At 46.3% G+C, this 25,272-nt stretch carries 17 protein-coding genes; 12 read left to right on the top strand and 5 right to left on the bottom strand.

The window, feature by feature from the left end:
- The first annotated feature begins 88 nt into the window (after positions 1–88).
- The 9 genes from KI655_RS06890 to KI655_RS06850 all read left to right on the top strand — a co-directional run bounded on the left by KI655_RS06890 (position 89) and on the right by KI655_RS06850 (position 15,002).
- The gene (locus KI655_RS06890; protein ID WP_285403005.1) at positions 89–3,271 is read left to right on the top strand and encodes an HD domain-containing phosphohydrolase; all 3,183 of its coding nucleotides are present in this window, start codon (positions 89–91) and stop codon (positions 3,269–3,271) included.
- Between the two features lie 438 nt (positions 3,272–3,709).
- Positions 3,710–4,432 carry a GntR family transcriptional regulator gene (locus KI655_RS06885; protein WP_285403004.1) on the top strand — a complete coding sequence of 241 codons (723 nt, stop codon included), beginning with the start codon at positions 3,710–3,712 and terminating at the stop codon, positions 4,430–4,432.
- A gap of 93 nt (positions 4,433–4,525) precedes the next feature.
- The gene (gene prpB / locus KI655_RS06880; protein ID WP_285403002.1) at positions 4,526–5,425 is read left to right on the top strand and encodes a methylisocitrate lyase; all 900 of its coding nucleotides are present in this window, start codon (positions 4,526–4,528) and stop codon (positions 5,423–5,425) included.
- A gap of 194 nt (positions 5,426–5,619) precedes the next feature.
- A complete protein-coding gene (prpC, locus tag KI655_RS06875) occupies positions 5,620–6,792 on the top strand; it encodes a 2-methylcitrate synthase (RefSeq protein ID WP_285403000.1) in 1,173 nt (390 codons plus the stop codon).
- Between the two features lie 114 nt (positions 6,793–6,906).
- Positions 6,907–9,522 (top strand): Fe/S-dependent 2-methylisocitrate dehydratase AcnD, encoded by a 2,616-nt coding sequence (acnD, locus tag KI655_RS06870; RefSeq protein WP_285402997.1) that lies wholly within the window; start codon positions 6,907–6,909, stop codon positions 9,520–9,522.
- A gap of 9 nt (positions 9,523–9,531) precedes the next feature.
- Complete coding sequence (gene prpF, locus KI655_RS06865) at positions 9,532–10,704, top strand: 2-methylaconitate cis-trans isomerase PrpF (protein ID WP_285402995.1); 1,173 nt, start codon at positions 9,532–9,534, stop codon at positions 10,702–10,704.
- 154 nt (positions 10,705–10,858) lie between these two features.
- Entirely contained in the window at positions 10,859–12,805 is a 1,947-nt protein-coding gene (locus KI655_RS06860) for a propionyl-CoA synthetase (RefSeq protein WP_285402993.1), read from the top strand.
- A gap of 222 nt (positions 12,806–13,027) precedes the next feature.
- A complete protein-coding gene (locus KI655_RS06855) occupies positions 13,028–13,507 on the top strand; it encodes an N-acetyltransferase (RefSeq protein WP_285402991.1) in 480 nt (159 codons plus the stop codon).
- A gap of 109 nt (positions 13,508–13,616) precedes the next feature.
- Complete coding sequence (locus KI655_RS06850; RefSeq protein WP_373417275.1) at positions 13,617–15,002, top strand: NUDIX domain-containing protein; 1,386 nt, start codon at positions 13,617–13,619, stop codon at positions 15,000–15,002.
- Positions 15,003–15,074: 72 nt separating this feature from the next.
- Here KI655_RS06850 and KI655_RS06845 read toward each other — a convergent pair whose 3' ends face one another.
- Complete coding sequence (locus tag KI655_RS06845; RefSeq protein ID WP_285402987.1) at positions 15,075–15,884, bottom strand: Cof-type HAD-IIB family hydrolase; 810 nt, start codon at positions 15,882–15,884, stop codon at positions 15,075–15,077.
- Positions 15,885–16,072: 188 nt separating this feature from the next.
- On the opposite strand from KI655_RS06845, the gene queE reads away from it, so the two are divergent.
- A complete protein-coding gene (queE, locus tag KI655_RS06840; RefSeq protein WP_306416324.1) occupies positions 16,073–16,741 on the top strand; it encodes a 7-carboxy-7-deazaguanine synthase QueE in 669 nt (222 codons plus the stop codon).
- A gap of 33 nt (positions 16,742–16,774) precedes the next feature.
- Complete coding sequence (queC, locus tag KI655_RS06835; RefSeq protein ID WP_285402984.1) at positions 16,775–17,470, top strand: 7-cyano-7-deazaguanine synthase QueC; 696 nt, start codon at positions 16,775–16,777, stop codon at positions 17,468–17,470.
- Here the strand turns inward: queC and KI655_RS06830 are convergent.
- The 4 genes from KI655_RS06830 to KI655_RS06815 form a co-directional block, all read right to left on the bottom strand.
- Positions 17,430–19,271 carry a diguanylate cyclase gene (locus KI655_RS06830; protein WP_306416323.1) on the bottom strand — a complete coding sequence of 614 codons (1,842 nt, stop codon included), beginning with the start codon at positions 19,269–19,271 and terminating at the stop codon, positions 17,430–17,432. The genes queC and KI655_RS06830 overlap by 41 nt on opposite strands.
- 362 nt (positions 19,272–19,633) lie before the next feature.
- Positions 19,634–19,984 (bottom strand): DUF2750 domain-containing protein, encoded by a 351-nt coding sequence (locus KI655_RS06825; RefSeq protein WP_032549144.1) that lies wholly within the window; start codon positions 19,982–19,984, stop codon positions 19,634–19,636.
- A 136-nt stretch (positions 19,985–20,120) separates the two neighbouring features.
- Positions 20,121–20,699 (bottom strand): OmpA family protein, encoded by a 579-nt coding sequence (locus KI655_RS06820; RefSeq protein ID WP_373417274.1) that lies wholly within the window; start codon positions 20,697–20,699, stop codon positions 20,121–20,123.
- 42 nt (positions 20,700–20,741) lie between these two features.
- The gene (locus tag KI655_RS06815) at positions 20,742–22,055 is read right to left on the bottom strand and encodes a TolC family outer membrane protein (protein WP_306416322.1); all 1,314 of its coding nucleotides are present in this window, start codon (positions 22,053–22,055) and stop codon (positions 20,742–20,744) included.
- A 385-nt stretch (positions 22,056–22,440) separates the two neighbouring features.
- Between KI655_RS06815 and KI655_RS06810 the strand changes: the two genes are divergently transcribed.
- The coding region (locus KI655_RS06810; RefSeq protein ID WP_285402977.1) for an Ig-like domain-containing protein at positions 22,441–25,272 on the top strand (2,832 nt) is incomplete at its 3' end.

Raw genomic sequence — 25,272 nt, 5'->3', positions numbered from 1 at the left:
ATTGTAATTGAGCTGATAGGTATATATCGTATGGAATTCTGCTAGGGCGGTATTTTAATTATAATTATCAACACGGATGTCAGACTATATGGATAAAGTCTACAGGGCGGAGAAGAAGTTCTCTATTCGGTTTACGGTGGGTGGCATGTTTATCTTGGCTACTATCATTACCGCAATATTGGCGATCTCTTTGCAGTATTACTTCAACAATAAACTCGCTACCGAGAATACGTTAACCAAGTATTCCATCATCGCAAATAACATTAGTGATTATGTTAAAAGCTCGGATGGGGAGAGCAGCTATACCACAGGGTTGTTGGCGTCGATATTAAGGGCGACCGATGAGCAGCTTGATGAAGAGACGTTAAAGAAGATCTTTGCGGATGTACTTTCAAATAACGCACAAATCTACAGTGTCTACTTAGGGCAACAAGACGATAACTTTTTCCAGCTGATTAACCTTGAGTCTTCTCCAATTGTTCGCGAAAAAATCAATGCAGCGCCTCAAGACCGTTGGGTGTTAATTCGAATTTTCGACCAAGGCGAGAAGCGTGTTAAACAAACTCATTTCTTGGATGAAAACTTCAACCTTCGTCATCAAATTTCTGAAAACAGTAACTACTTTCCTACGCAACGCCCTTGGTTTGAGAGTGCGACAGAAAGTGTCAGCAAAACGGAACCTTATCTTTTCCAACACCTAAAAATCACCGGTCAAACATTCTCGGTAGAGTTACCGGACCACCAACTTGTTTTAGGTGTTGATGTCTTACTGTCGTCTCTGTCAGACAAAATGAAAGGCATATTGGCCAGTTCAGGAGCCAGCACCGGAGTGGAAGCGTTTGTGTTCCGTCGCAATGGGGAAGTTACCGCGACCAACTTAGCGCCCGATTTTTCAGACGAAATGCCACCCGCAGCAAAGTTAGAATTGACAGCGGAGCAGCATCAGCTTGTTGAGAACACACGCTCATTAAAAGTCTCTAACCAAACCGCTTGGGGCCCAATGGATTACGCTATTTCGGGCGAGCCAAGAGGCTACGCAATTGACCTACTTAAAGAGCTGTCTCGCTCTACGGGTTTAAAATTCGAGTTCATTAACGGCTTTACTTGGAATGAGTTATTGCAGCAGTACACGGATGGATCTCTCGATGTGCTTCATTCACTGCAGAACAATAATCAAGGTTACGCGACAGGGGCGTTTAGTGATCCAATTTACCAACTGCCTTTCGCTATCGTAGCCAACAAAGGTTTTGGGAAAGTTGAATCTTTGAATGAGTTCAATGGCAAGCGTTTGGCGATTCTATCGGGTTGGTCGATCATCCCTGAATTTAGAGCTCGATTCCCACAAATTGATTTGGTTGAGTTTTCCAATATCAACGACAGTGTTAATGCTTTAAAGGCAGGCGAAGTGGATGGTTTCTTGGATAGCTCTGCGATTTTGAAGTCCGCAATTCAACAGTATTTCTTAGTCGATATGAAGCTTAATGAGGAGATCTCTGAGCTGGTGGAGCACTTCCCATCTAATTATCATATTTTGATGCAGAAAGGTGACCAAGATGTCGTTGAGATCATTAACTTAGGTATAGCGAATATTAGTGAGGAGCAGCGCAGCTACCTTGATAATAAATGGTTAAACCCAAACAGAAAAATTGCCAAAGAGGATATGCGCCGAGTTCCTTACCTAGAGTTGTATGAATTTGCTCATACCGACGCACTTCATGGACAGCTAGTGAAACGCAACGTTTCAGGTATCGACAAATACATCTACATTACGCCAACGCGCTCTCAAGGCGATGGTGAATACTTCGCGGTTCTAATTCCTGAAAGCGTGGTGTTAGCACAGGTGATGGATAAGGTGACCAAATCTGTCTTGATCACCGGTGTTTTCCTGTTCGGCCTATTACCATTGGCATGGCGTTTTGGCTCTCCGATTGTTAATCCAATCACCACGCTGATAGCACAAACGGATCTGATTAAAGAGCGTCACTATGATGATGTGAAATCGGTTAACACACGCATCTCAGAGATCGACGAACTATCAACGGCGATTGTTGATATGTCGAAAGAGATAAAACGTCATGAAGAAGCACAAGAAGCGTTTGTCGAAGCCTTTATTAAGCTTATTGCACAAGCAATCGATGATAAGTCTGCTTATACGGCAGGGCACTGTAATCGTGTACCTGAGCTAGGGCTGATGTTGGCGGAGGCGGCAGAACAGTGTCAGAGTGGGCAATTCAAGTCGTTCAAGTTTAATAACGATGATGAACGCCGAGAGTTCAGAATCGCAGCTTGGCTTCATGATTGCGGTAAGATCACAACACCAGAGCACATTGTCGACAAAGGCTCTAAGCTAGAAGCGAACTATAACCGTATCCACGAAGTAAGAACGCGATTCGAAGTTCTGTGGCGTGATGCTCAGATAGAGGCGCTAACGCAGCAATTGGAAGGTCAACTGAGCAGAGAAGAAATTGACGCTAAGCTCAAAGCGGCTCAGGCTCAACTGCAAGATGATTTCACGTTCATTGCGACTTCTAATGTTGGTGGCGAGTTCATGAGTTCAGACAAGGTCGAACGCATTAAACAAATAGCTGAAATTACTTGGACACGTCATTTCGATGACAACCTTGGTCTTTCACCGGTTGAAGAGCTGAACAAACAGAGCAGTAGCAGCTTACCTGCGACAGAAAAACTGTTGTCGGATAAACCGGAGCACATTGTTAAACGCGATCGCCCTATTGAGTTTGACCCGCAGCATGGCATTAATATGGATGTGCCAGAGCATCTGTACAATCAAGGAGAGGTATATAACCTCAGCATTGCGCGTGGCACGCTGACGGCAGAAGACCGCTTCAAGATTAATGAACACATGATCAGCACCATTAAGATGCTAGAGAACCTACCGTTCCCTGAAGAGCTCAGCCGTGTGCCACGCTATGCGTCAACGCACCATGAAACTCTAAAAGGAACAGGCTACCCGCGCAAGCTGACTGCTGATGATCTTTCAATACCAGAACGCATCCTAGTGATCTCAGATATTTTTGAAGCGCTCACGGCCGCAGATAGACCCTATAAGAAGGCCAAGCCTATCAGTGTAGCGGTGGATATCATGTATAAGATGGCGTTAGACGAGCACTTAGATCTGGATCTGTTTAGGTTGTTCTTAACCAGTGGTACCCATGTTCGATACGCTCAAGAGTATCTCAAACCTGAGCAGAACGATGAGGTTGATATCTCTAAGTACTTAGAGAAGGAGGCGCTGCTAAAAGCGGTGTAAAACTTCAGATGAATTAGTTCAGACTTTAGAACGAAAGGCGAACCCAAGGGTGCGCCTTTTTGTTTTCGTTTTCCTATTTTACCCATTCATATTCTTCTCAGGCCGTTCAATGATTGCTTTTGTTGACAGTCCGATTCCTTAAAATGGCATCCTTACAACATTGTCGACACTGTAATTTGTTGCCGTTAATCGCTAAATCTAATGGTTTATCAAAATTAATTATTAATAATCAACATTTTAACTATGTTCTGGTTGGTTTTTATAGGTGGTTGTTCATTATCGATGAACCTATACCTTAGTCTAAATTGTCGACAATATGCTTGATTGTTGACAGCTTTGCAGGTTATTTTGTCATCAATGTTGAATGATTGTTAACACATAAGCCTAGGTTGAAGTGAAATCATCAAAGAAAGAACAAAGAATTAGGGTGGAAAGAAGATGGCAACGATAGCAGTAAATACCTTGTTTAATGATGACCCTAAGTTAAAAGGGGGCGACAAAGAGCATACTAAGTCAGCCAGCCTGACCGAGTATCTGATAGAAGCAATTGTCAGTGGTGAACTTGAGCCGGGCGCAAAAATCTCCGAGCCGGAGTTGGCTAAGCGATTTGAGGTCAGCCGAGGGCCATTGCGTGAAGCGATGATGAGAGTGGAAGGGCTTGGGCTGATTGAACGTATTCCTCATGTTGGTGCTCGCGTAATTACTCTTTGCGAAGAGAAGCTTATCGAGCTCTATTCCGTGCGAGAAGCGCTTGAGGGTATGGCAGCGAGATTGGCGGCTCGATACATCACAGCCGAAGAGTTGATGGGTTTAGAAGGGCTGCTACTGACCCACTCAAAGCACATTGACCAAGTCGATGGTGCTTCCTACTTCCATCAGCATGGCGACTTTGATTTCCACTATCGAATCATTAAAGCCAGCCGCAACAGCAAGCTAGAGTCTCTGTTGTGTGACGAGCTGTACCATCTATTACGCATGTATCGTTACCAATCTCCTCGCGCTCAATCACGCCCTATTGAAGCACTCAACGAACACAAGTTTATTCTGCAAGCAATCAGTCAGCGAGATGAAGAGTTAGCAGAAATGTTGATGAGACGACATATATCAGGCAGTCGCCGCCTTATCGAGCAGCGATTGCAAGTTAAACAGGACGCTCAATAAATAGAGCGAACCTAGAGTGACTAATTAAATCGTGGTGACTGCACCAGTTCGCAGTAACACCAACAGAAATCGAACACATCAGGGAGAGAAATCATGAATCTATCGCCAGGAGCTAAGTTTCGTGAAGCGGTTGCAAACAACCATCCGCTGCAGATCGTCGGAACCATTAACCCTTATTGCGCCATGATGGCGAAAAACCTAGGGCATCAGGCTATCTATTTGTCAGGAGGTGGTATTGCCAATGCGTCTTACGGACTACCAGATTTAGGTATCACTACATTACACGACGTGCTGGTGGATGTAGAGCGTATTACAAACGCCTGTGACCTGCCACTGTTGGTCGACATTGATACTGGTTTTGGCGGGGCATTCAATATCGCTCGTACTATCAAAGCGATGGAAAAAGCAGGAGCCGCGGCGGTTCACATGGAAGATCAAGTGGCGCAGAAGCGCTGTGGTCACCGCCCAAACAAAGCCATTGTGAGCCAAGCTGAGATGGTCGACCGAGTAAAAGCAGCGGCCGATGCAAGGGTAGACAGTGACTTTGTGATCATGGCGAGAACAGACGCTTTGGCCGTTGAAGGCATCGATAGTGCTATTGAACGCGCGATTGCATGTGTTGAAGCAGGTGCAGACATGATCTTCCCTGAAGCGATGAATCAGCTTGATCAATACGTGAAGTTCTCAACAGCGCTGCAATCGGCAATAGGCCGCCATATTCCGATCTTGGCCAATATTACTGAGTTTGGTCAGACACCCTTATACAACTGCAAAGAACTGGCAGAGGCTCATGTCGACATGGTTCTTTACCCGTTGAGCGCCTTTAGAGCGATGAATAAAGCGGCAGAAAACGTCTACAAGCACTTGTTAGTCGAAGGCAATCAAGAGGCGCTGCTTGATTCAATGCAGACACGTAAAGAGCTTTACCAGCACCTAAATTACCACGATTACGAGAATAAGCTCGATCAGCTGTTTGCGAGTGACGAGAGCTAATAGAGCGGCTCAGTAACGTAATTAGAAATAACGAATTTAAAGAAAAATTAAGAATACTTAATCCAATAACGTGAAACGGTTAGTTCGACCTTTAACAGCCAAGTGACTCTATATTTTGGATGAAATATGCGCTTAGGACTGAATCAAAAACGCACCAAAGAGTGCAGGCAGCTAACACAGAGAAGGAGTTCATCATGACCACTACATTGAGCAACAAAGCAAGTGTCGAAGAGAAAGCACCAGCTAAGGCACCGCTCGGCGGCGCGGGTCTTCGAGGCCAAAGTGCAGGCGAGACCGCTTTGTGTACTGTAGGTAAATCGGGTACAGGCCTGACTTACCGCGGTTACGACATTACAGACCTTGCCAATAATGCCCAGTTTGAAGAAGTGGCGTACCTGCTGCTTAGAGGTCACCTACCGAATGCGAAAGAGCTTGATGATTACAAGACTAAGCTTGTTGGCTTACGCGGCTTACCTGATTCATTAAAAGCAGCGCTAGAGCTGATCCCTGCGGATGCCCACCCAATGGATGTGATGCGCACGGGTTGTTCCATGCTGGGAAATATCGAACAAGAGACAGATTTTACTCAACAGCTTAATGCTACAGAGCGAATGCTTGCGTTGTTCCCAGCCATCATTTGTTACTGGTATCGCTTTAGTCACGATGGCGTAAGAGTGGATACTGAAGATCACAGCGAGGCGTGTATCGGCGGTTACTTCTTGAAAATGCTAACCGACGAAACTCCAACTGAGCTACATAAGCAGGTGATGCATTGTTCACTTATCCTTTACGCTGAGCATGAGTTTAATGCTTCAACATTTGCGGCACGTGTTTGTGCTTCGACCTTGTCCGATATTCACTCTTGTGTGACCGCAGCGATTGGTACGTTGCGAGGGCCTCTGCATGGTGGTGCGAATGAAGCTGCGATGGAGATGATTCAAGATTGGCAGACACCAGAGGAAGCTGAATCCAATATCATGCAGATGCTTGCCAATAAAGACAAAATCATGGGTTTTGGTCACGCTATCTACCGCGAAAGCGACCCACGTAATGCTCTGATTAAACAATGGTCTAAAGCGCTCTCTGAAGAAGTAGGTGACACAAAACTCTATACCGTGTCTGAGCGCGTAGAGTCAGTCATGAAGCGCGAGAAAGGCTTATTCTGTAATGCGGACTTCTTCCATGCTTCGGCGTATCACTTCATGGATATCCCAACTAAGCTGTTCACTCCGATCTTTGTGATGAGCCGTTTAACTGGCTGGGCTGCACATGTGTTTGAGCAGAGAGCCAACAACCGAATTATTCGCCCAAGTGCTGACTACACTGGCCCTGAGCACCAAGAGTGGTTGCCTATCCATTTGCGTTAACTGTGACGATAGACAGAGTGATTGCTCTGTCGGTAATGGATGTCGTTTGGTTCTATCTAGGCGTCATCCACCTTTATCGAGCAGTGAAGTTACGCCCAATATGGAGGGGCGATTATGACCGAATATACCCAAGACCGTGAGCAGTATCGAAATCAGTTTCGAAAAGTGTTGCCGGGAACTAACCTTGAATTTTATGACGTACGTGACGCGGTTGAGCAACTTGCTCCCGGTAGTTACGATACCTTACCTTACACCTCTAAAGTGCTGGCCGAGCAGATTCTAAGACGTTGTGATATCGATTCACTACAAGCCAGCCTAGAGCAGATCATCGAAAGAAAACGAGAGCGTGATTTCCCTTGGTATCCTGCTCGCGTTGTTTGTCACGACATCCTTGGCCAAACCGCATTGGTTGATCTCGCCGGCTTGAGAGATGCAATTGCGGATCAGGGCGGCGATCCAGCCAAAGTAAACCCTGTAGTTGAGACACAACTGATTGTTGACCACTCATTGGCTGTTGAACACGCTGGCTTTGAAAATAACGCTTTTGATAAAAACCGTGCAATTGAGGAGCGCCGTAATGAAGACCGCTTCCATTTTATCGAGTGGTGTAAAACGGCCTTTAAAAACGTCAATGTAATTCCCGCAGGTAACGGGATCATGCACCAGATCAACCTTGAGAAGATGTCGCCAGTTATTCAAAACAAAAACGGGCTTGCGTATCCAGATACGTGTGTCGGTACCGATAGCCATACTCCTCACGTTGATGCTCTGGGCGTTATCGCGATTGGCGTTGGCGGACTAGAAGCTGAAACCGTGATGCTGGGTCGACCATCAATGATGCGTTTGCCTGATATTGTGGGTGTTAAGCTCACTGGTCAGCGCCAAGAGGGGATCACCGCCACCGATATTGTGTTGGCAATTACCGAGTTCTTGCGTCAAGAGCGCGTTGTTTCTAGTTACCTAGAGTTCTTTGGCGAAGGTGCTCGTGCTCTTTCTATTGGCGACCGTGCCACGATCTCTAACATGACACCGGAATATGGCGCCACTGCGGGTATGTTCTACATCGATGAGCAGACCATTCAGTATCTCAAGCTAACGGGTCGTGAGCCAGAGCAAGTCGATTTGGTAGAGCGCTATGCTAAGCAAGTTGGGCTTTGGGCTGATGATATGACTTCAGCGAAATATGAGCGTGTGCTTGAGTTTGATTTGTCTCAGGTTGAGCGAAATCTTGCTGGCCCGTCTAACCCTCATCGTCGACTACCTACTTCTGAGTTACAGCAACAAGGAATCAGCCATGAAGAGCTGAATGCGAGGGATGACGGTCAAATGCCAGATGGCGCAGTGATTATTGCTGCTATTACGTCTTGTACCAATACCAGTAACCCAAGAAATGTGGTTGCAGCGGGCTTAGTCGCTAAAAAAGCCAATCAGTTGGGGCTTGTTCGTAAACCGTGGGTGAAAACCTCGTTTGCTCCGGGGTCGAAAGTGGCCAAGCTTTACCTTGAATCGGCAGGCCTCTTAGATGAACTTGAAACGCTGGGTTTCGGTATTGTCGGCTATGCCTGTACTACCTGTAATGGTATGAGTGGCGCGCTAGATCCTAAGATTCAACAAGAAATCATCGACAGAGATCTGTATACCACAGCGGTGCTATCTGGAAATCGAAACTTCGATGGTCGCATCCACCCTTATGCCAAGCAAGCGTTTCTTGCATCTCCTCCACTTGTTGTGGCTTATGCGCTTGCAGGGACAATGCGCTTTGATATTGAGAAGCACAGCCTCGGCAATGACGCGTCGGGCAATCCGATCTATTTGAGCGACTTATGGCCAAGTGACGAAGAGATCGATGCAGTTGTAGCGCAGCATGTGAAACCACAGCAGTTTAACGACATCTACATTCAAATGTTTAAGTTGGATGAAGGGCTGTCTGCCAGTGAGCCTCTTTACGATTGGCGCCCGAAGAGTACCTACATCCGCCGCCCTCCTTATTGGGAAGGGGCTTTGGCAGGGGAGCGTTCGCTGAAAGGAATGCGACCACTGGCAATTCTGGGTGACAACATCACCACGGATCACCTTTCTCCGTCTAATGCGATTCTTGCGAGCAGCGCAGCCGGTGAATACCTAGCCAAAATGGATGTGCCAGAAGAGGACTTTAACTCTTACGCGACTCACCGAGGCGATCACTTAACCGCTCAACGTGCCACCTTTGCTAACCCTAAGCTCTTTAATGAGATGGTCCAAGAAAATGGCAAAGTGGTACAAGGCTCACTTGCTCGTGTCGAACCTGAAGGCAAGGTAACGCGCATGTGGGAAGCAATCGAAACCTACATGGACAGAAAGCAACCGCTGGTCGTGATTGCTGGGGCCGACTATGGTCAAGGCTCTTCTCGAGATTGGGCTGCTAAAGGTGTTCGCTTGGCGGGTGTAGAAGCGATTGTTGCTGAAGGTTTTGAGCGTATCCACCGCACCAACCTAGTCGGCATGGGCGTGCTGCCACTGCAATTTAAAGCAGGGGAAAATCGCAATACGCTCAAGCTAGATGGCACAGAACTGTTTGATGTCCATGGAGATATCACACCAGGCGCTGATCTCGCGTTGGTTATTACACGTCAGGATAGTAGCCGAATGGATGTGGCAGTGACTTGTCGTCTGGATACCGAAGACGAAGTGCATGTCTATCAAGCTGGCGGCGTACTTCAACGCTTTGCCAAAGACTTTTTGGCTCAGTAGGGAGGCATTATGAGTATTCATCAATTGAAAATTGCGGCCACCTACATGCGAGGCGGCACTAGTAAAGGTGTTTTCTTTAATCTTGTTGACCTGCCAGAGCGTGCGCAAACGCCCGGTGAGTATCGAGACAAGTTACTGATGCGCGTTATTGGTAGCCCAGATCCTTATGGCAAACAGACAGACGGTATGGGAGGAGCGACATCCAGTACCAGTAAGATTGTGATTGCATCTAAGAGTGAGCAACCCGGTCACGATGTCGATTATCTATTTGGTCAGGTTGCAATTGATAAACCCTTTGTCGATTGGAGCGGTAACTGTGGAAACTTATCAGCTGCTATCGGGCCTTATGCTATTCATGCTGGTCTTATTGATCCTGAACGAGTCCCAATGAATGGCGTTGTTGAAGTTCGGGTTTGGCAAGCCAATATCGAGAAGACGATTATTGTCCATGTACCAATGATTGATGGTCAAGTTCAAGAGGTCGGTGATTTTGAGTTGGATGGCGTGACTTTTCCTGCTGCAGAGATCCAAGTCGATTTCATGGAGCCTGCTGGTGAGGCTGGCAGTGTATTACCAACGGGACAAGCGGTCGATTGGCTTGATGTACCCGAGTTAGGTTGCATTGAAGTGAGTTTGATCAACGCGGGGATCCCAACCATTTTCGTCGACGCTTCGGTACTGGGTTACACGGGTACTGAACTGCAAGATGATATAAATTCTGATGCGAAAGCGTTGGCACTATTCGAGTCGATTCGAGCACATGGCGCTGTTGCCATGGGCTTGATTGAGGATATCAGTGAGGCGCAAACGCGTCAGCACACGCCGAAGGTAGCGTTTGTATCGCCACCAAAACCGTATAAAACATCGAGTGGGAAGATGGTGGAAGAGGCTGAGATTGACGTCTTGGTTCGAGCGCTGTCCATGGGCAAACTGCACCACGCCATGATGGGAACGGCAGCCGTTGCCATTGCGTCGGCCGCTGCGATATCCGGAACACTGGTTAATCGCGCTGCAGGCGGTGGTGAACGCGATTTTACGACCTTTGGACACCCTTCTGGAACATTAAAAGTGGGAGCTGGTGCTTCGTTAACCCCTAAAGGGTGGGCGGTAGAGAAAGCCATGATGAGCAGAAGCGCTCGGATCCTGATGGAAGGGTTAGTGCGCGTGCCTTGCCCATTGTAAATGCTTGGGTCATGGCACGATCTGTTTATTACTACATTGGCTGTGCTTAGACCCGAATAGGCTATTCAATACGGGAAATAACACGTAAGGACAAAAGGTCAACAAGCCGAGTATACGGCTGATCGTTTTCTGACGAATTCAAGGAGGAGGCGTTATGTCTTCTACACTAGAGCAAAAAAAGCAATCAATTGAAACTTCAAACCAAAGCGCGACGCAAACAGGTGCTTACCAAGCTGCTTATGATTTTGCGACGCGTAACCCTGAGCAATACTGGCAGAGCCAAGCTCAATGTATTGACTGGTTTGAAGAACCTACCCGAATTTTAGAGAAAGATGACAATGGTATCGAGCGCTGGTTTGCGGATGGCGTGATGAATACCTGCTGGCTTGCACTTGATTATCATTGTGAGCAAGGGCGAGGTGACACCACTGCATTGATATATGATTCACCTGTAACTGGCATAAAACAGCGCTACAGCTATGTGGAGTTACGCGACCAAGTCGCAAAAGTGGCTGGGTTACTCGCGGCGCAAGGCGTTGAGAAAGGCGACCGTGTGGTTATCTACATGCCAATGATTCCGGAAGCAGCAATGGCGATGCTTGCTTGTGCGAGACTCGGTGCGATTCACTCAGTGGTATTTGGTGGTTTTGCTCCTCATGAGCTGGCGGTGCGTATCGAGGATGCAGAGCCCAAAGTGTTGATCACGGCTTCCTGTGGTATCGAAATCAATAAAGTTATTCCGTACAAGCCACTGGTTGATAGAGCAATCATGGATAGTCGCTGGAAACCACAAAATGTACTGGTGCTTCAGAGACCTGAATGTCCCGCTGATCTGAATAACGAGCGCGATCTTGATTGGCAACAGCAGATGGAACAGGCGTTGCCGCATGCATGTGTACCTGTGTTAGCGACTGACCCACTTTATATCTTGTATACCTCAGGCACCACGGGCAAACCGAAAGGGGTTGTGCGTGATAATGGTGGGCATGCGGTTGCGATGAAGTACTCGATGAGCACTATCTACAACATGCCTCAAGATGGTGTTTTCTGGGCAGCATCGGATGTTGGTTGGGTCGTTGGTCACTCTTACATTGTCTATGCCCCTTTGATTCACGGCTGTACAACGATTTTGTTTGAAGGCAAGCCAGTTCGCACGCCCGATCCGGGTGCATTTTGGCGAGTCTGTGAAGAGTATTCAGTGAATGTTCTGTTTTCTGCTCCCACGGCATTTCGCGCTATCAAGAAGGAAGACCCAGAGGGTGGATGTCTCAAGCAATATGACCTATCAAAGCTCGATACCATTTTTATGGCCGGTGAGCGTTTAGACCCACCAACCCTAGAATGGGTTGAAAGTAAAACGGCTAAACCGGTTGTCGATCATTGGTGGCAGACCGAGACAGGCTGGGCGATAGCGGGTAATCCGACCGGTTTAGAGCTGATGCCTGTGAAAGCTGGTTCAGCGACTAAACCTGTTCCGGGTTATCAAGTCGAGATCCTTGATGAGTTAGGAGAAAGGACTCAACCAAACCAACAAGGCTTTGTTGCGATTAAGCGTCCTCTGCCTCCCGGTTGCTTGCCTACGGTTTGGCGCAACCATGATCGCTTCGAAACGGGCTATTTGAGTCAGTTTCCCGGTTATTACGTGTCGGGCGATGGAGGGTACCTAGATGAAGAAGGTTACCTGTTCATTATGGGACGTATCGACGATGTGATTAACGTTGCAGGTCATAGATTGTCGACCGGTGAAATGGAAGAAATTGTCGGTGGTCATCCTGCTATTGCTGAATGTGCGGTTGTGGGAATTCACGATGACTTGAAAGGGCAGCTTCCGCTTGGATTAGTGGTACTCAAAGATGGCGTGAGAGTCGACGATATTGAGCTTCAAGGTGAGCTGGTCGGTAAGGTGCGTGACGAAATCGGTGCGGTAGCTTGCTTTAAACAAGCGCTGGTGGTTGAGCGCTTACCGAAAACTCGTTCGGGTAAGATCTTGCGTAAAACGATACGCCAGATAGCTGATGGTGAGCAGTATGTGGTGCCTTCAACTATCGATGATCCATCCAGCTTAAAAGAGATCGAGACGCGACTCTCTAAGGAGACATAGCTTTACCGTCATGATGAGATCCCGCTTCAAACTAAACCGTCTAATAATAAACATTAGGCGGTTTTCTTTTTAGTTGTCTATTTCAATCCCTTCACCGATGAAAAAGCACGAGTGCAATGTTGAATATCGTACTCTAAGTGAGGATCTGGGCTTGTAACGATGCCCGGCGCAAGTAAACTAGGCTATAGTGATATTTTGTGAAATAAAAGAAGACGCTACACCATGAGCCTAACATTGAGAGCTGCGCAAAATTCTGACCTTGAGCAGCTGAACGAGATGATGTTCGACCTCCACCATTTTCATCATCTGGCTAGCCCTGAGCACTTTAAAACGGCACAAGAAATTGAACAGGAAAAGAGTATCGCTCGGTATCTTGATGACCCTCAATGCTTGGTTTACGTCGCCGTCAAAGGGCAGTTGATTGTTGGCTTTGTCACGGGACACTTCTGTGAGTTGGTGTCTACGGTGAGTAAACCTGTGCAGATGGGTAGTATCGATGAGCTGTTTGTGTTGCCTGATTACCGTAACCAGTCAATCGCAGAGAAGCTCTTCAATAAGCTAGAGAGCACGTTTGACGATTACGGAGTGCAACAGGTGTTCGTCGAGGTATGGGATTTCAACGGCAATGCCAAGCACTTCTATCAAAAAATGGGGTTCATACCGCACATTCAATGGTGGAGAAAGTCATTGGTTAAAAGCTAGGCTGCGCTTAAAGAGCCACTCTATTACACTGCGTTCATTTCGTTACTATTTTTATCTGTTTTTGGTTTTGTAGGTACTTTCGTTGTTATATCGATTCTTTCTCGTTTTATTGGTTTCTATTTTAGGTGTGACCAATGCGTCCGCACAAGAGCAATTGCCGGACAACTTAGCGGGTGCGCTTTGCCTAGTCCGTGCTGATGACCAAATCGTTTTGGTTGATGAACTCATTACAGGGCAACTGTCACTTCCGGGCGGTACGATTGTTTCTGGTGAGCCTGCCTATGTCGCCGCTCAACGAGAGACATGGGAAGAGGCTGGCTTAGCTGTAACGGTTGGTGACGTTCTGGGTTACACAGATGGGGCAGTCATTTTTGATTGTATCTCCGATTCAGAGATCATTAGCTACGATACCAAGAATGAACTTGGCGGATTCGAATTACCGATTTGGTTTGCACCTCATTACGGTGTCGAGGTGAGTCGCGCTATGTTGTTGGCGCCACAAACATTGGACGCGAGTGAATATCGCTACCCTGAACAGTGGGGAATGATAGTCGAGATGTTTGGCCGTGCCTCAGATCAACCAGTGACCTATGTATCAGAGTTGGTTGGAGCGGCCCCTGCGATTCACCAAGCTGAACTTAGTGCAATTACGATGCTGCAAAATGGAATCAATTCACTACCTAGCCTAATCGGTAATACGATTTTGGCGACGAATCTATTTGCTCAGCCGTGGATATTTATCATTATCCTACCTTTGGTTGCGTGGCACTTTGGTCGTAACTTCGCGTTAAAATTTGGCTTCACGCTGATCTCTGTGACCTTGCTTACTCTCATTGCTCACCAAGGTTTTGGCCTGCCGCGTCCACACGCTTATCTCCCGACGTTAAAGCTGGTGGAGAGCAGTGGTTATAGCTTCCCAAGTATGCTAGCTGGAATTTGGGTGAGCTTGACGAGCCTAGCTGTGTGGAAACTGAAGAAGCTGGATGATCAGAAAGCTTGGATGTGGATTGGTATTGGTTTGTTATGGATTACCTTGTTCAAAGCTTATTCTGGTAGTGCTTTCTTCAGTGATGTGATGATGGGTGCCGTACTTGGCGGGTTAGCCACTTGGCATATTGTGAGACTGGATGCTAAACCAGACGTGAATATTAGTGAGCTGCTTAGCTCAAGATCGGTGTGGTGGGGGCTGGTGGTGATTTCGATTGTTTTGACCGTAATTTGGCCACTGCCGACGTTCAGTTTTTGGGTGGCGGTTCTGATGACCATTGCTTGTTTGGTGACACTCACTCACGCTAAGCCACTAACAGGGCAGTTCTCTTTTAAGATTGTTGTCGGAGTTATCGCCTTGCTATTGATGACAAACGGTTTGATCAGTTGGGCTGGTAGTTTTGTGTCGTTCAGCGGTATCGGGTCATTGATTGTCGAAACCTTGCGCTTTCCATTGCTCATCTTACTTGGTGTGGTCGGGTTTCGATTACCTTGGAAGAGAGTTTAGATAAAAGAAAAGGCTGTGATGACAGCCTTTTTCGTTTTTGTTGTTTAGAGTTTCTCTAACACGTCAAAGCGATTACTTGTCGAAGATAAACTTGTCGATTGCTTTTGCTACGCCGTGATCATCATTGCTAGCGGTAATGTAGCTAGCAATTTTTTTCGTCTCATCCATCGCATTTTCCATTGCGATACCAAGGCCAGCGTATTCTAACATGTGGTGGTCGTTTTCAGCGTCACCCATACAAATCACTTCCTCTGCATGAATACCTAAGTGGTTAGCGATAGCCTCAATGCCCACACCCTTGTTAGATTTTGGGTTCAAGAACTCAAGGAAGAATGGCGCACTCTGAACAATGGTAAATTGTGACTTCAATTGTTCTGGTAGCTTACCGATGATCTCTGTTAGTTTGCTTGGCTCTGCAACAATCATGGTTTTGATGATCTCGTGCTCATCTTCAAGTTGAGCAAAGTCGTATTCGGTAATGTCTAGACCGTTGATACGTGCTTCAATGCCTGTGTACTCATTGTTTTCAGGCGTGATTAGACCATGAACCTTACTGAACGCATGAACATAGCCACCAAGCTCGTTCGCGATATTCGCGATTTCTTTTGCGGCTTTGCCGTGGCTAATCTCGCTATGAATCACTTCTTTGCTTGAAACGTTCTGTACCATCGAGCCGTTGTAGAAGAGTACGAAGTCATCTTCACCATTAATGTTGAGCTCGTCTAGCTTACTCTGCATTCCTTCTAGAGGGCGACCTGACGCAAGTACGACCTTTACACCAGCAGCTCGTGCTCTGGCAATCGCATCTTTGTTCTCTTGTGAGATGACTTTTTCACTGTTTAATAGTGTGCCATCCATATCCAGAGCAATCAGTTTGTACATGGGGTTCCTTACTTACTAAAAATAAAAAGCTAACAAAAATATCTGTGGCAAGGATAAGGCAAGTCGAAAAAGCAAGCTAGGGATTTGATCAACGGATTTTGTAATACTCATTTGTTTGACCCAAGCCTTTAAGTGCTTTATCGTCTCCGCCTAATTTGTTTTACGAAATGATTCGAGCTGAGGGAAAGTTGTACAAGATTAATGAAATGTTTGAAACCATTCAGGGTGAAGGTGTCTTTACTGGTGTTCCAGCGGTGTTTGTTCGCCTGCAAATCTGTCCGGTAGGTTGCTCTTGGTGCGACACTAAACAGACATGGGAAGCACTCGCTGAAGATGAAACCTCTCTTGGCGATATTATGGTGAAAACAGAAGACTCGCCAACTTGGTCAGCCGTTGATGCCCAAGGTATTGTTGATCAGTATGTAAAGCAGGGCTTTAATGCTAAACATATTGTCATCACTGGTGGTGAGCCGTGCATCTATGATCTTGTACCATTAACTGAAGCCTTTGAAAAAATGGGTTGCCGCTGTCAGATTGAGACCAGTGGTACATCAGAAATCAAAGCAACGCCTAACACATGGGTGACAGTGTCACCTAAAGTGGCAATGAAGGCGAAGCTAGAGATTCTAGACAGTGCTCTGCATCGTGCCGATGAAATTAAACATCCGGTAGGCACGTCTAAAGACATTGACCAATTGGATCACCTACTAGAGCGCGCGGATGTCTCTGAACAAACGGTGATTGCGCTGCAACCGATTAGCCAGAAAGATCGAGCAACTCAACTCTGTATTGATACTTGTATTGAACGTAATTGGCGTTTATCTATTCAAACGCATAAGTATTTGAGTATTGCTTAAGCACAGAATCAACATTGTTGAAAAGGATTAAAAATGAAAAAAGCCGTTGTTGTATTTAGTGGTGGACAAGATTCAACTACTTGTTTGGTTCAAGCACTTAAAGAGTATGATGAAGTTCATGCAATCACCTTTGATTATGGTCAGCGTCATAGATTAGAAATCGAAGTTGCGCAGAGCCTAGCAAAAGAGCTTGGGGTCAAAGCGCACAAGGTTATGGATGTAACCTTACTTAATGAGCTTGCAATTAGCTCGCTTACGCGTGATGACATTCCTGTGTCGCATGAACTGCAAGAAAACGGACTTCCGAATTCATTTGTACCAGGCCGTAATATCTTGTTCTTAACGCTTGCAGGCATTTACGCGTACCAAATTGGTGCGGAAACGGTGATTACAGGCGTATGTGAGACAGATTTCTCTGGCTACCCAGATTGCCGTAATGACTTTGTAAAAGCGATGAATTCTGCACTAGAGCAGGGCATGGATAAAAAGCTGGATATCAAGACTCCACTGATGTGGCTAAACAAAGCGGAAACTTGGGCTCTGGCTGACCAGTATGATGCACTTGAGTTGGTTCGTGGTAAGACACTGACTTGCTACAACGGCGTCATTGGTGATGGTTGTGGCGATTGTCCAGCGTGTGAACTGCGTAAAGTGGGTCTTAATGATTACCTAGGCAACCGCGAACAGATCATGGCTGAGTTAGTTCGTAAACAATCGGTGAATTGCTAGCGCTACTTGCATCGATAGGGTCGTTATACGCATCGATGATGCAGTTTCGGCCATTGCTCTTAGCTTGATAGAGCGCTTGGTCGAGAACTGAATAGAGAATATCAAAGTCACTCAATGATTTCTGAGTCGCTAAATAGGCGAAACTTGCAGTAATCGTGAGTGGCTTTTTTGTTTCTGAGAGAAATTCGCTCGACGAGATGGCGTAATGAATCTCTTCCACTCGCTCACGAACATCTTCAATATCAGTCTCTTTAAGCAGAACCAGAAACTCCTCGCCCCCTAGACGACCAAATAGTTCACCTCGGTTAAGGTGTTTAGATATTTGATGACTGACATGGACCAATGCGCGATCACCGGTAGGATGACCATGCTCGTCATTGACGGACTTAAAGTTGTCGAGATCGAGAAGAATTAAGATGTGCTGCTTGTCAGGTTGTGTCGATGCTTTTGTCTCTTTAACTCGTTTGATTGTCTCAGCACGGCTGTATGCCTGGGTCATCGCATCAATAGAGGCTTTGCGACGTATCTTCCTGTTTGAGTAAAAGGTGAAACTGGCCGCGACAATAAGCAGTAGGACTATGATGTTATACATCATTTTTTGATGCTGCATTTTCTCTATTTGTAGCTGGTCGAGATGAAGTTGGCTGCGCAACTCAGAGCTCTCTAATTCTTGTTCATATTGGCTGTGCGCTAAGCTTAACGCTTCCAGTGCCAAGCGGTTATCTGTATTGCGAGTCGAGATTTGTAGCTCAGCATACTGCTCATAATATGAGAGTGCGGTTTGGTAATCTCGTTGAGAGCGATATAACTCAGACAACTGTTTGAGTGCATCTGCGGTGTAACTCTCACGTTTCACCTTTTGTGCGATCTGTAATGCGCGCTCAGCATAATCGAGTGCCTCTGTTAACAGTTGCTGATCTTCGAACATGTCACTGATGGCAAGATAAGCGTGAATGCGCATCACTTGGTTATTGAGAGTAGTGGCTACACTTAAAGATTCGGTTAAGTAAGTCCGAGCTAAATCGTACTGCTTCGTTGCAGTGTAAGCTCGCCCTAAACCGAGTGTCGTTATTGCCGTTCCATATGTGTGTTTGGATGATTGGAGTAGCGTTTTAGCTTGTAGAAATTGAGAAATGGCCAGATCGTGCTTAGCTTGTGCCATGTATAGCTTGGCTAAGCTGTGACGAACTTGAGCCTGTTGCAGTTCGGAAGACTCAGAGCGTAACTCGAGCGCCATCTTTAGGTAATGTTCCGACTTTTCAAACTGTTTCATCTCTTTGAAAAGGTTGCCTAAATCATTGTAGATGCCGGATATGTTTTGCCCTTTAGGGAAGGATTCAACCAAGATCATATAGGTATTCAATGCTGCTTGGTAATCACTTCTAAAGTACTGGTTGTTAGCAATCACTCGATAAGCGATAGATTTTGGCACTACTGGGTCGGCGATATCATTAATCTCCGCTTCAAGGATAGAGCAGTAGTAGTTAGCTTGATGGTAACGCGATTGCTCGTTGAGAGAGCGACATAACTGGTATTTGAGCAGCAGTCGACCCGTTTCATCGTTCTGCTTTTTCATCTGCTTGAGCAATTGGATGAAACTTTGCTGTGCAACTTGATACTGACCTTGTCCATCTAAAGTCAGAGCTTCAATAAATTGTGTCTCTAACTTTTGATAGTGCGCATCTCCAGAGCTACCGCCATAGAAAGGTTGGTTATGCTGATTCATATAGGCATAGAGTAGAGCTGAGATATAGAGTTTCTCGCCATCACTTTCTGCACTCGCATATCGGGCTTTGAGCATGTTTAATGCACGAGAGGGAGAGGAGCTAAGTGTCGAAAGGTACAAGTTGTTCCAACTTAAATTGGGTGTTTCGCCATGGTTGATTAGAGCATTACTATTCACCCCGTCAATGCCTGATTGAGAGGGTAAACTAATGAATATCATTAAGAAAAAAGAAAGTAGGCGAATCACTGGGAATGGTCTAATTCAGATAAAGAACAGCATTCTAGAATTAGTTTGATCTTGGTTCAAATAATCTGTGGCAACGTGCTAAAAATGTGTGAGTGAACTCTCTGTCTTGAGGGAGCTTGCCTAGTAACAGATAAAAAAATGGCCGCTATTTAGCGACCATTCTTTAAGATTTAAATGTTTAGCTTAGCTAGTTAGATGTACAGCTTAGCTAGGTCAGAAGGCTCTAGCTCTTTGCCTTCTAGAGAAGCATTCCAGTTAACGCCCACTAGTACACCATCTTCAGCTAGTGTTAGCAGCCAATCTTCAACGAAGATATCAAGAGGGATTTCTAGAACTTCGAAATCAGCCCACTCTTCCACGTTGTGCGTCTGAGCATCTTCTTTTGAAGACCAGAACGGCATTACTTCACTATTTTCAAATTCTGTAGAGTCACATGCTAGCCAACCTTCTTCGTTGCGAAGGCCCCATACAAGTTTGGTTTCTTTTGATTCAGAAACGAATAGATCAAGGTTTGCTTGAGTATCAGCTGTTAGTTTGCTCATGAAATAGTTCTCTATATTGATAACGTGGCAAGGTTACCATTAACGTCGCCTTAGGTACATGGCTGAAATGGGATAACCTATCTCTTTAATGGTTTATTTCAGAGTATTTAACCTTCAAGTTACCGGAATATTAAGGCTACTTTTCTATCTTAGTGAAAATGTGCCACTCTTCTTTGATGTGCCCTTTGAAGCCGGCCACGGAGGCGACGACTTTACGATTAAGTGCGTGGCTTATGTTGTCTTGGTTAACTCCACCAGATGCGGAGTCACCATAGCCAACAATGTTTATTCGAGAGGGAACAATGCCATTGCTGATCAGCGCTCTTCGTACATTTGCAGCCCGTTCTTTAGACAACATCAAGTTGTGCTCAGTGTTGCCAGTCTTACTTGCATAGCCTTGTAATTGAATGGTCGTGGTTTCATAACGCTTCAAAAATGCCGCCATTTGACGAATTTGGTTTAAGAAGGCTGGATTAATCTCTGTCGAATTGTTGGCAAACAAGATATGCAGCTGTTTTTGCTCCGAAGATTCGAAATATGAGCCGCAGCCATCATTATCGATCTCTGCACCAACAGGTGTTCCGGGGCATAGGTCTCGCGCATTGATCACGCCATCGTTGTCTTCGTCTAACAGGTCGTAAATCTGTTCTGGTTTTGGTGTCGCTCGATAAGCGTATTCATCGTCAAATTGATTAGCGGCAGCCGAAGATGACATAACCAATAGACAGGTAGAGAGGATCATTGGTGTCTTCATGGTCTAGTACTCCACTTCTTCGCGCCACTCTTCGGGCGTTTGTACTCGTAATGCTGCTAGTAGATTGCCAGTGGCGTTCATCACACGGTATTTGGCGTATTGCTCGTCATATTTAGCATCGAGATATCCCTTTCTTGCTTCGAACAGCTCGTTTTCGGTATTGAGCAGATCGAGTAGGGTACGTTTGCCAATGCGGTACTGCTTCTCATAAGAAATCACTGTGTCAGAGGCAGAATCAACGTGATCCGATAAAAACTCTTTCTGTTGAACTGTTAGGTCAAGTGCACTCCAAGACAGCTTTAGACTCTCTTCTACATTTCTGTATGCGCTTTCTCTTAGGTCTTTGGCTTTGTTGAGTTGGTACGCAGCACTTTCTGCTCTGTCTTGATCGGCACCGCCGTTATAGAGGTTGTATCTTAAACGAAGCATTGCCGAGAATTCATCGCTGCTACCTTCAGTACCGCCTGCGTCATCACGCCATGTTTGTGCTGCTTCAACTGATAAGGTTGGGTAATTCGTACTTTTCGATTGCTTGTATTGAAACTTGGCTGAATCGACGTCAGCACGGGCAATTTGAATAACTGGGTGACTTTGAAGTGCGAGTTCAAGTGCGCCATCAATGGTATATGGGATCGCTGCGGCATCGGCTCTAGGAAAGGTTAAAGCTAACGGATTTTGCCCAACCAGACGTTTAAATTGAGTGTGCGTGTCGAAGAGATTATTTTGTGCAGCCAACAGATTACCATGCGCCTTTGCGATACGAGCTTCGACTTGGGACATGTCTGCCGTAGAGCCTATTCCTGAATCGACACGCTTCTTAATGTCACGATAAATGTCTTTATGAGTCGCAAGGTTGCTTTCTGAAAGAGATAGGACTTCATAGGCCTTTACTGCATCCAAATAGACTTTCGTCACCTCTAAAGCTGTGTCTTGCGCTGTGGCCAAAAGTTGGTAACGAACAGATTCGGCATCGGCAGCGGTGCGGTCGATGTCATTCAGTGTATTCGAGCCATCCCAAATCAATTGAGTCAGAGTCAAGGTAGCTTCTTTTCGAGTAAGATCGGTTGGACCTGAGTTAGATGCGAGATCAGTGTGTTCATAGCCAATACCCGCATCGATATCGATACTGGGCCTGTAGGCGCCTCCTGAAGCATCGTTGAGATATCGCTTACTTATGTACTCGTTATACGCGCTTTTTATCTCAGGGTTGTTCTCAAGAGTAAACGCAACCGCCTGCTCAAGGGTTTGACCATTTGAAGGTAAACTCATGAGTGCAGCAAGCCCTAATGTTGCTGTTTTAATCCTATTCACTGACATCTCCGTTCTGTCCAAATTGCAAACCAATAACGCTCAGCAAGTTTATAAATGTAGCGCCAAAAAATTAACGATCTCAGCCTAGCTTTGACCACAAGAAGCAAAGATTTTGGGCGAGCATTTTGGTAAACCGTTTGTCGATTGTTTTAACAAATCTTACCAGTTGCCATATTCTTTATCTTCAAGAAACACAATAACTTATGTCGCTGTTTAGGGTGTGAAGACTATCATTTGGTGTGATCTTTGTCATTAGTCTGTATATGTTTTTGTTAAATGAATGAGTGTGAACTATGAATTGCATTGGGTTAGGTGTTATATTTTATCTAATTAGCATTTTTTACGTGTCGCTTTTTTGACACGCCACTTAAAAGTGGGTTTAGGGGTAAATATGGATATGACAATTTTAAGCCTAGTAGGCGCACTAGGTGCTGGACAACGTATTGTTATAGGCCTAGATGGCAACGTACGCGTTTTAGAAGCCGGTGAAGCATTACAACCGGGCGATCTGATTTTAGAAAGCCAAAATGAGTCTACAGAACCAAGTTTATCAGCTAAGCGTTTCGAAGATGACGTTGAAGTAGAGCTCGACCCTGATATTGCGAATATCTTTGCAGCATTAGAAGAAGGTGCTGACCCGACTCAGCTGGGCGATGAGTTCGCAACGGCTGCCGGTGAAAGTGGATCTAGCCTAGTAAACAGCGGTACAGTTGAACGTGATGGCGAAGAAACCATCCCTGAGACAGAATTCATTACGACAGGATTCCAATCTCTCGGTCTATCTGAAACGCAAAGCCTTACTCTGTTAGATGCATACCGTACACTTACCTCTGAAAACAACTCGCCTACCTTTACTGAATCTGACGGCTCATTGATTGGTGATAGTCTTTCAATTACAACAGATGAAGATACGTCAGTTGGTGGCCAACTAGAAGCAACAGATGCTGATGGTGACGCGGTCACATTTACAGAAGGTCAAGCTCCTTCGAACGGTCAACTGGTTCTCGAAGAAGACGGCAGTTGGACTTACACACCGAATGCTGACTACAACGGCAGCGATAGCTTTACTGTCATTGTCTCTGATGGACAAGGCGGTACAGACACAATTACGGTTAATGTTGACGTTACCCCGGTCAACGACGCGCCAACACTTGTCGATGGTAATGGTGATCCACTAGGTGATAGTGTTGCCGTAACGACCGACGAAGATACCCCAATCAGTGGCTCTCTTTCTGCGTCCGATGACGACAATGATTCTCTTAGCTTCTCAAAAGGAAGCGATCCATCTAACGGCTCTGTCACCGTCGATGAAAACGGTGAGTGGACTTATACACCAAATAATAATTACAACGGCAGCGACAGCTTTACCGTTATCGTTTCTGATGGCCAGGGTGGCACCGATACACTGACGGTGAATGTGGGTATGACGCCAGTTAACGATCCGCCAACACTCGTCGACGAAAATGATGATCCACTGGGTGACAGTGTAGCCGTAACGACCGATGAAGATACACCAGTCAGCGGCTCACTTTCTGCATCTGACGGTGACAATGACTCGCTTAGCTTCTCAAAAGGCAGCGATCCGTCTAATGGTTCTGTCACTGTCGATGAAAGCGGCGACTGGACTTACACACCAAACGCAGATTACAACGGCAGCGATAGCTTCACGGTTATCGTCTCTGATGGCCAAGGTGGCACAGACACGTTGACGGTGAATGTGGGTGTAACCCCGGTTAACGATGCGCCAACACTTGTCGATGGGAATGGTGATCCATTAGGAGACAGTGTTGCTGTAACGACCGACGAAGATACCCCTGTTAGCGGCTCTCTTTCTGCATCTGACGGTGACAATGATTCGCTTAGCTTTGCAAAAGGCAGCGATCCGTCTAATGGTTCAGTGACTGTCGATGAAAATGGCGACTGGACCTACACACCAAACGCAGATTACAACGGCAGTGATAGCTTTACAGTTATCGTTTCTGATGGTCAAGGGGGTACAGACACACTGACCGTCAATGTCGGTGTGACCCCAATTAATGACGCACCAACGCTTGTCGATGGCAATGGCGACCCTCTAGGTGACAGCGTTGCCGTTACAACTGATGAGGATACCCCAGTCAGCGGTTCACTTTCTGCATCAGACGGTGACAATGATTCGCTTAGCTTCTCAAAAGGCAGCGATCCGTCTAATGGTTCAGTGACTGTCGATGAAAATGGCGACTGGACTTACACACCAAACGCAGATTACAACGGCAGCGATAGCTTCACGGTTATTGTCTCTGACGGCCAAGGTGGCACAGATACACTGACAGTCAATGTCGGTGTAACTCCCGTTAACGACGCACCAGCATTAGTAGATGGTAATGGTGATCCACTTGGTGACAGCGTTGCGGTCACGACCGATGAAGATACGCCAGTCAGCGGTTCTCTTTCTGCATCTGATGGCGACAACGATTCTCTCAGCTTCTCAAAAGGTAGCGATCCTTCTAATGGTTCTGTCACTGTCGATGAAAACGGCGACTGGACTTACACGCCAAACGCAGATTACAACGGCACCGATAGCTTCACGGTTATCGTTTCTGATGGTCAAGGCGGTACCGATACATTGACAGTGAATGTGGGCGTGAATCCAATCAACGATGCACCCACACTGGTAGATGAAAATGATGACCCACTAGGTGACAGTGTTGCCGTAACGACCGATGAAGATACCCCAGTCAGCGGCTCTCTGTCTGCTTCCGATGGCGACAATGATTCACTAAGCTTCTCCAAAGGCAGCGATCCGTCTAATGGTTCTGTCACCGTCGATGAAAATGGCGACTGGACCTACACACCAAATGAAGACTACAACGGCAGCGATAGCTTTACCGTTATCGTTTCTGACGGCCAAGGTGGAACCGATACACTGACAGTCAACGTCGGCGTAACCCCAGTTAACGATGCGCCAACACTTGTTGATGGTAACGGTGACCCACTAGGTGACAGTGTAGCGGTAACGACCGACGAAGATACACCAGTCAGCGGCTCACTTTCTGCATCAGACGGTGACAATGATTCGCTTAGCTTCTCAAAAGGCAGCGATCCGTCTAATGGTTCAGTGACTGTCGATGAAAATGGCGACTGGACCTACACACCAAATGACGACTACAACGGCAGCGACAGCTTTACGGTCATCGTTTCTGACGGCCAAGGTGGTACCGATACACTGACGGTGAATGTGGGT

It is taken from the genome of Vibrio sp. D404a (genome assembly GCF_030248535.1).
Classification (GTDB): Bacteria; Pseudomonadota; Gammaproteobacteria; order Enterobacterales; family Vibrionaceae; genus Vibrio.
Note: the sequence above shows the minus strand (reverse complement) of the source record. Positions and strands in the feature narration are given on the sequence as shown.

Bases quoted from the DNA above. Each gene is read 5' to 3' on its own strand.
- KI655_RS06890 (WP_285403005.1), top strand. From the start codon at position 89: ATGGATAAAGTCTACAGGGCGGAGAAGAAGTTCTCTATTCGGTTTACG.
- KI655_RS06885 (WP_285403004.1), top strand. From the start codon at position 3,710: ATGGCAACGATAGCAGTAAATACCTTGTTTAATGATGACCCTAAGTTA.
- prpB (WP_285403002.1), top strand. From the start codon at position 4,526: ATGAATCTATCGCCAGGAGCTAAGTTTCGTGAAGCGGTTGCAAACAAC.
- prpC (WP_285403000.1), top strand. From the start codon at position 5,620: ATGACCACTACATTGAGCAACAAAGCAAGTGTCGAAGAGAAAGCACCA.
- acnD (WP_285402997.1), top strand. From the start codon at position 6,907: ATGACCGAATATACCCAAGACCGTGAGCAGTATCGAAATCAGTTTCGA.
- prpF (WP_285402995.1), top strand. From the start codon at position 9,532: ATGAGTATTCATCAATTGAAAATTGCGGCCACCTACATGCGAGGCGGC.
- KI655_RS06860 (WP_285402993.1), top strand. From the start codon at position 10,859: ATGTCTTCTACACTAGAGCAAAAAAAGCAATCAATTGAAACTTCAAAC.
- KI655_RS06855 (WP_285402991.1), top strand. From the start codon at position 13,028: ATGAGCCTAACATTGAGAGCTGCGCAAAATTCTGACCTTGAGCAGCTG.
- KI655_RS06845 (WP_285402987.1), bottom strand. From the start codon at position 15,884: ATGTACAAACTGATTGCTCTGGATATGGATGGCACACTATTAAACAGT.
- queC (WP_285402984.1), top strand. From the start codon at position 16,775: ATGAAAAAAGCCGTTGTTGTATTTAGTGGTGGACAAGATTCAACTACT.
- KI655_RS06830 (WP_306416323.1), bottom strand. From the start codon at position 19,271: ATGCTCAAAGCCCGATATGCGAGTGCAGAAAGTGATGGCGAGAAACTC.
- KI655_RS06825 (WP_032549144.1), bottom strand. From the start codon at position 19,984: ATGAGCAAACTAACAGCTGATACTCAAGCAAACCTTGATCTATTCGTT.
- KI655_RS06820 (WP_373417274.1), bottom strand. From the start codon at position 20,699: ATGTCATCTTCGGCTGCCGCTAATCAATTTGACGATGAATACGCTTAT.
- KI655_RS06815 (WP_306416322.1), bottom strand. From the start codon at position 22,055: ATGTCAGTGAATAGGATTAAAACAGCAACATTAGGGCTTGCTGCACTC.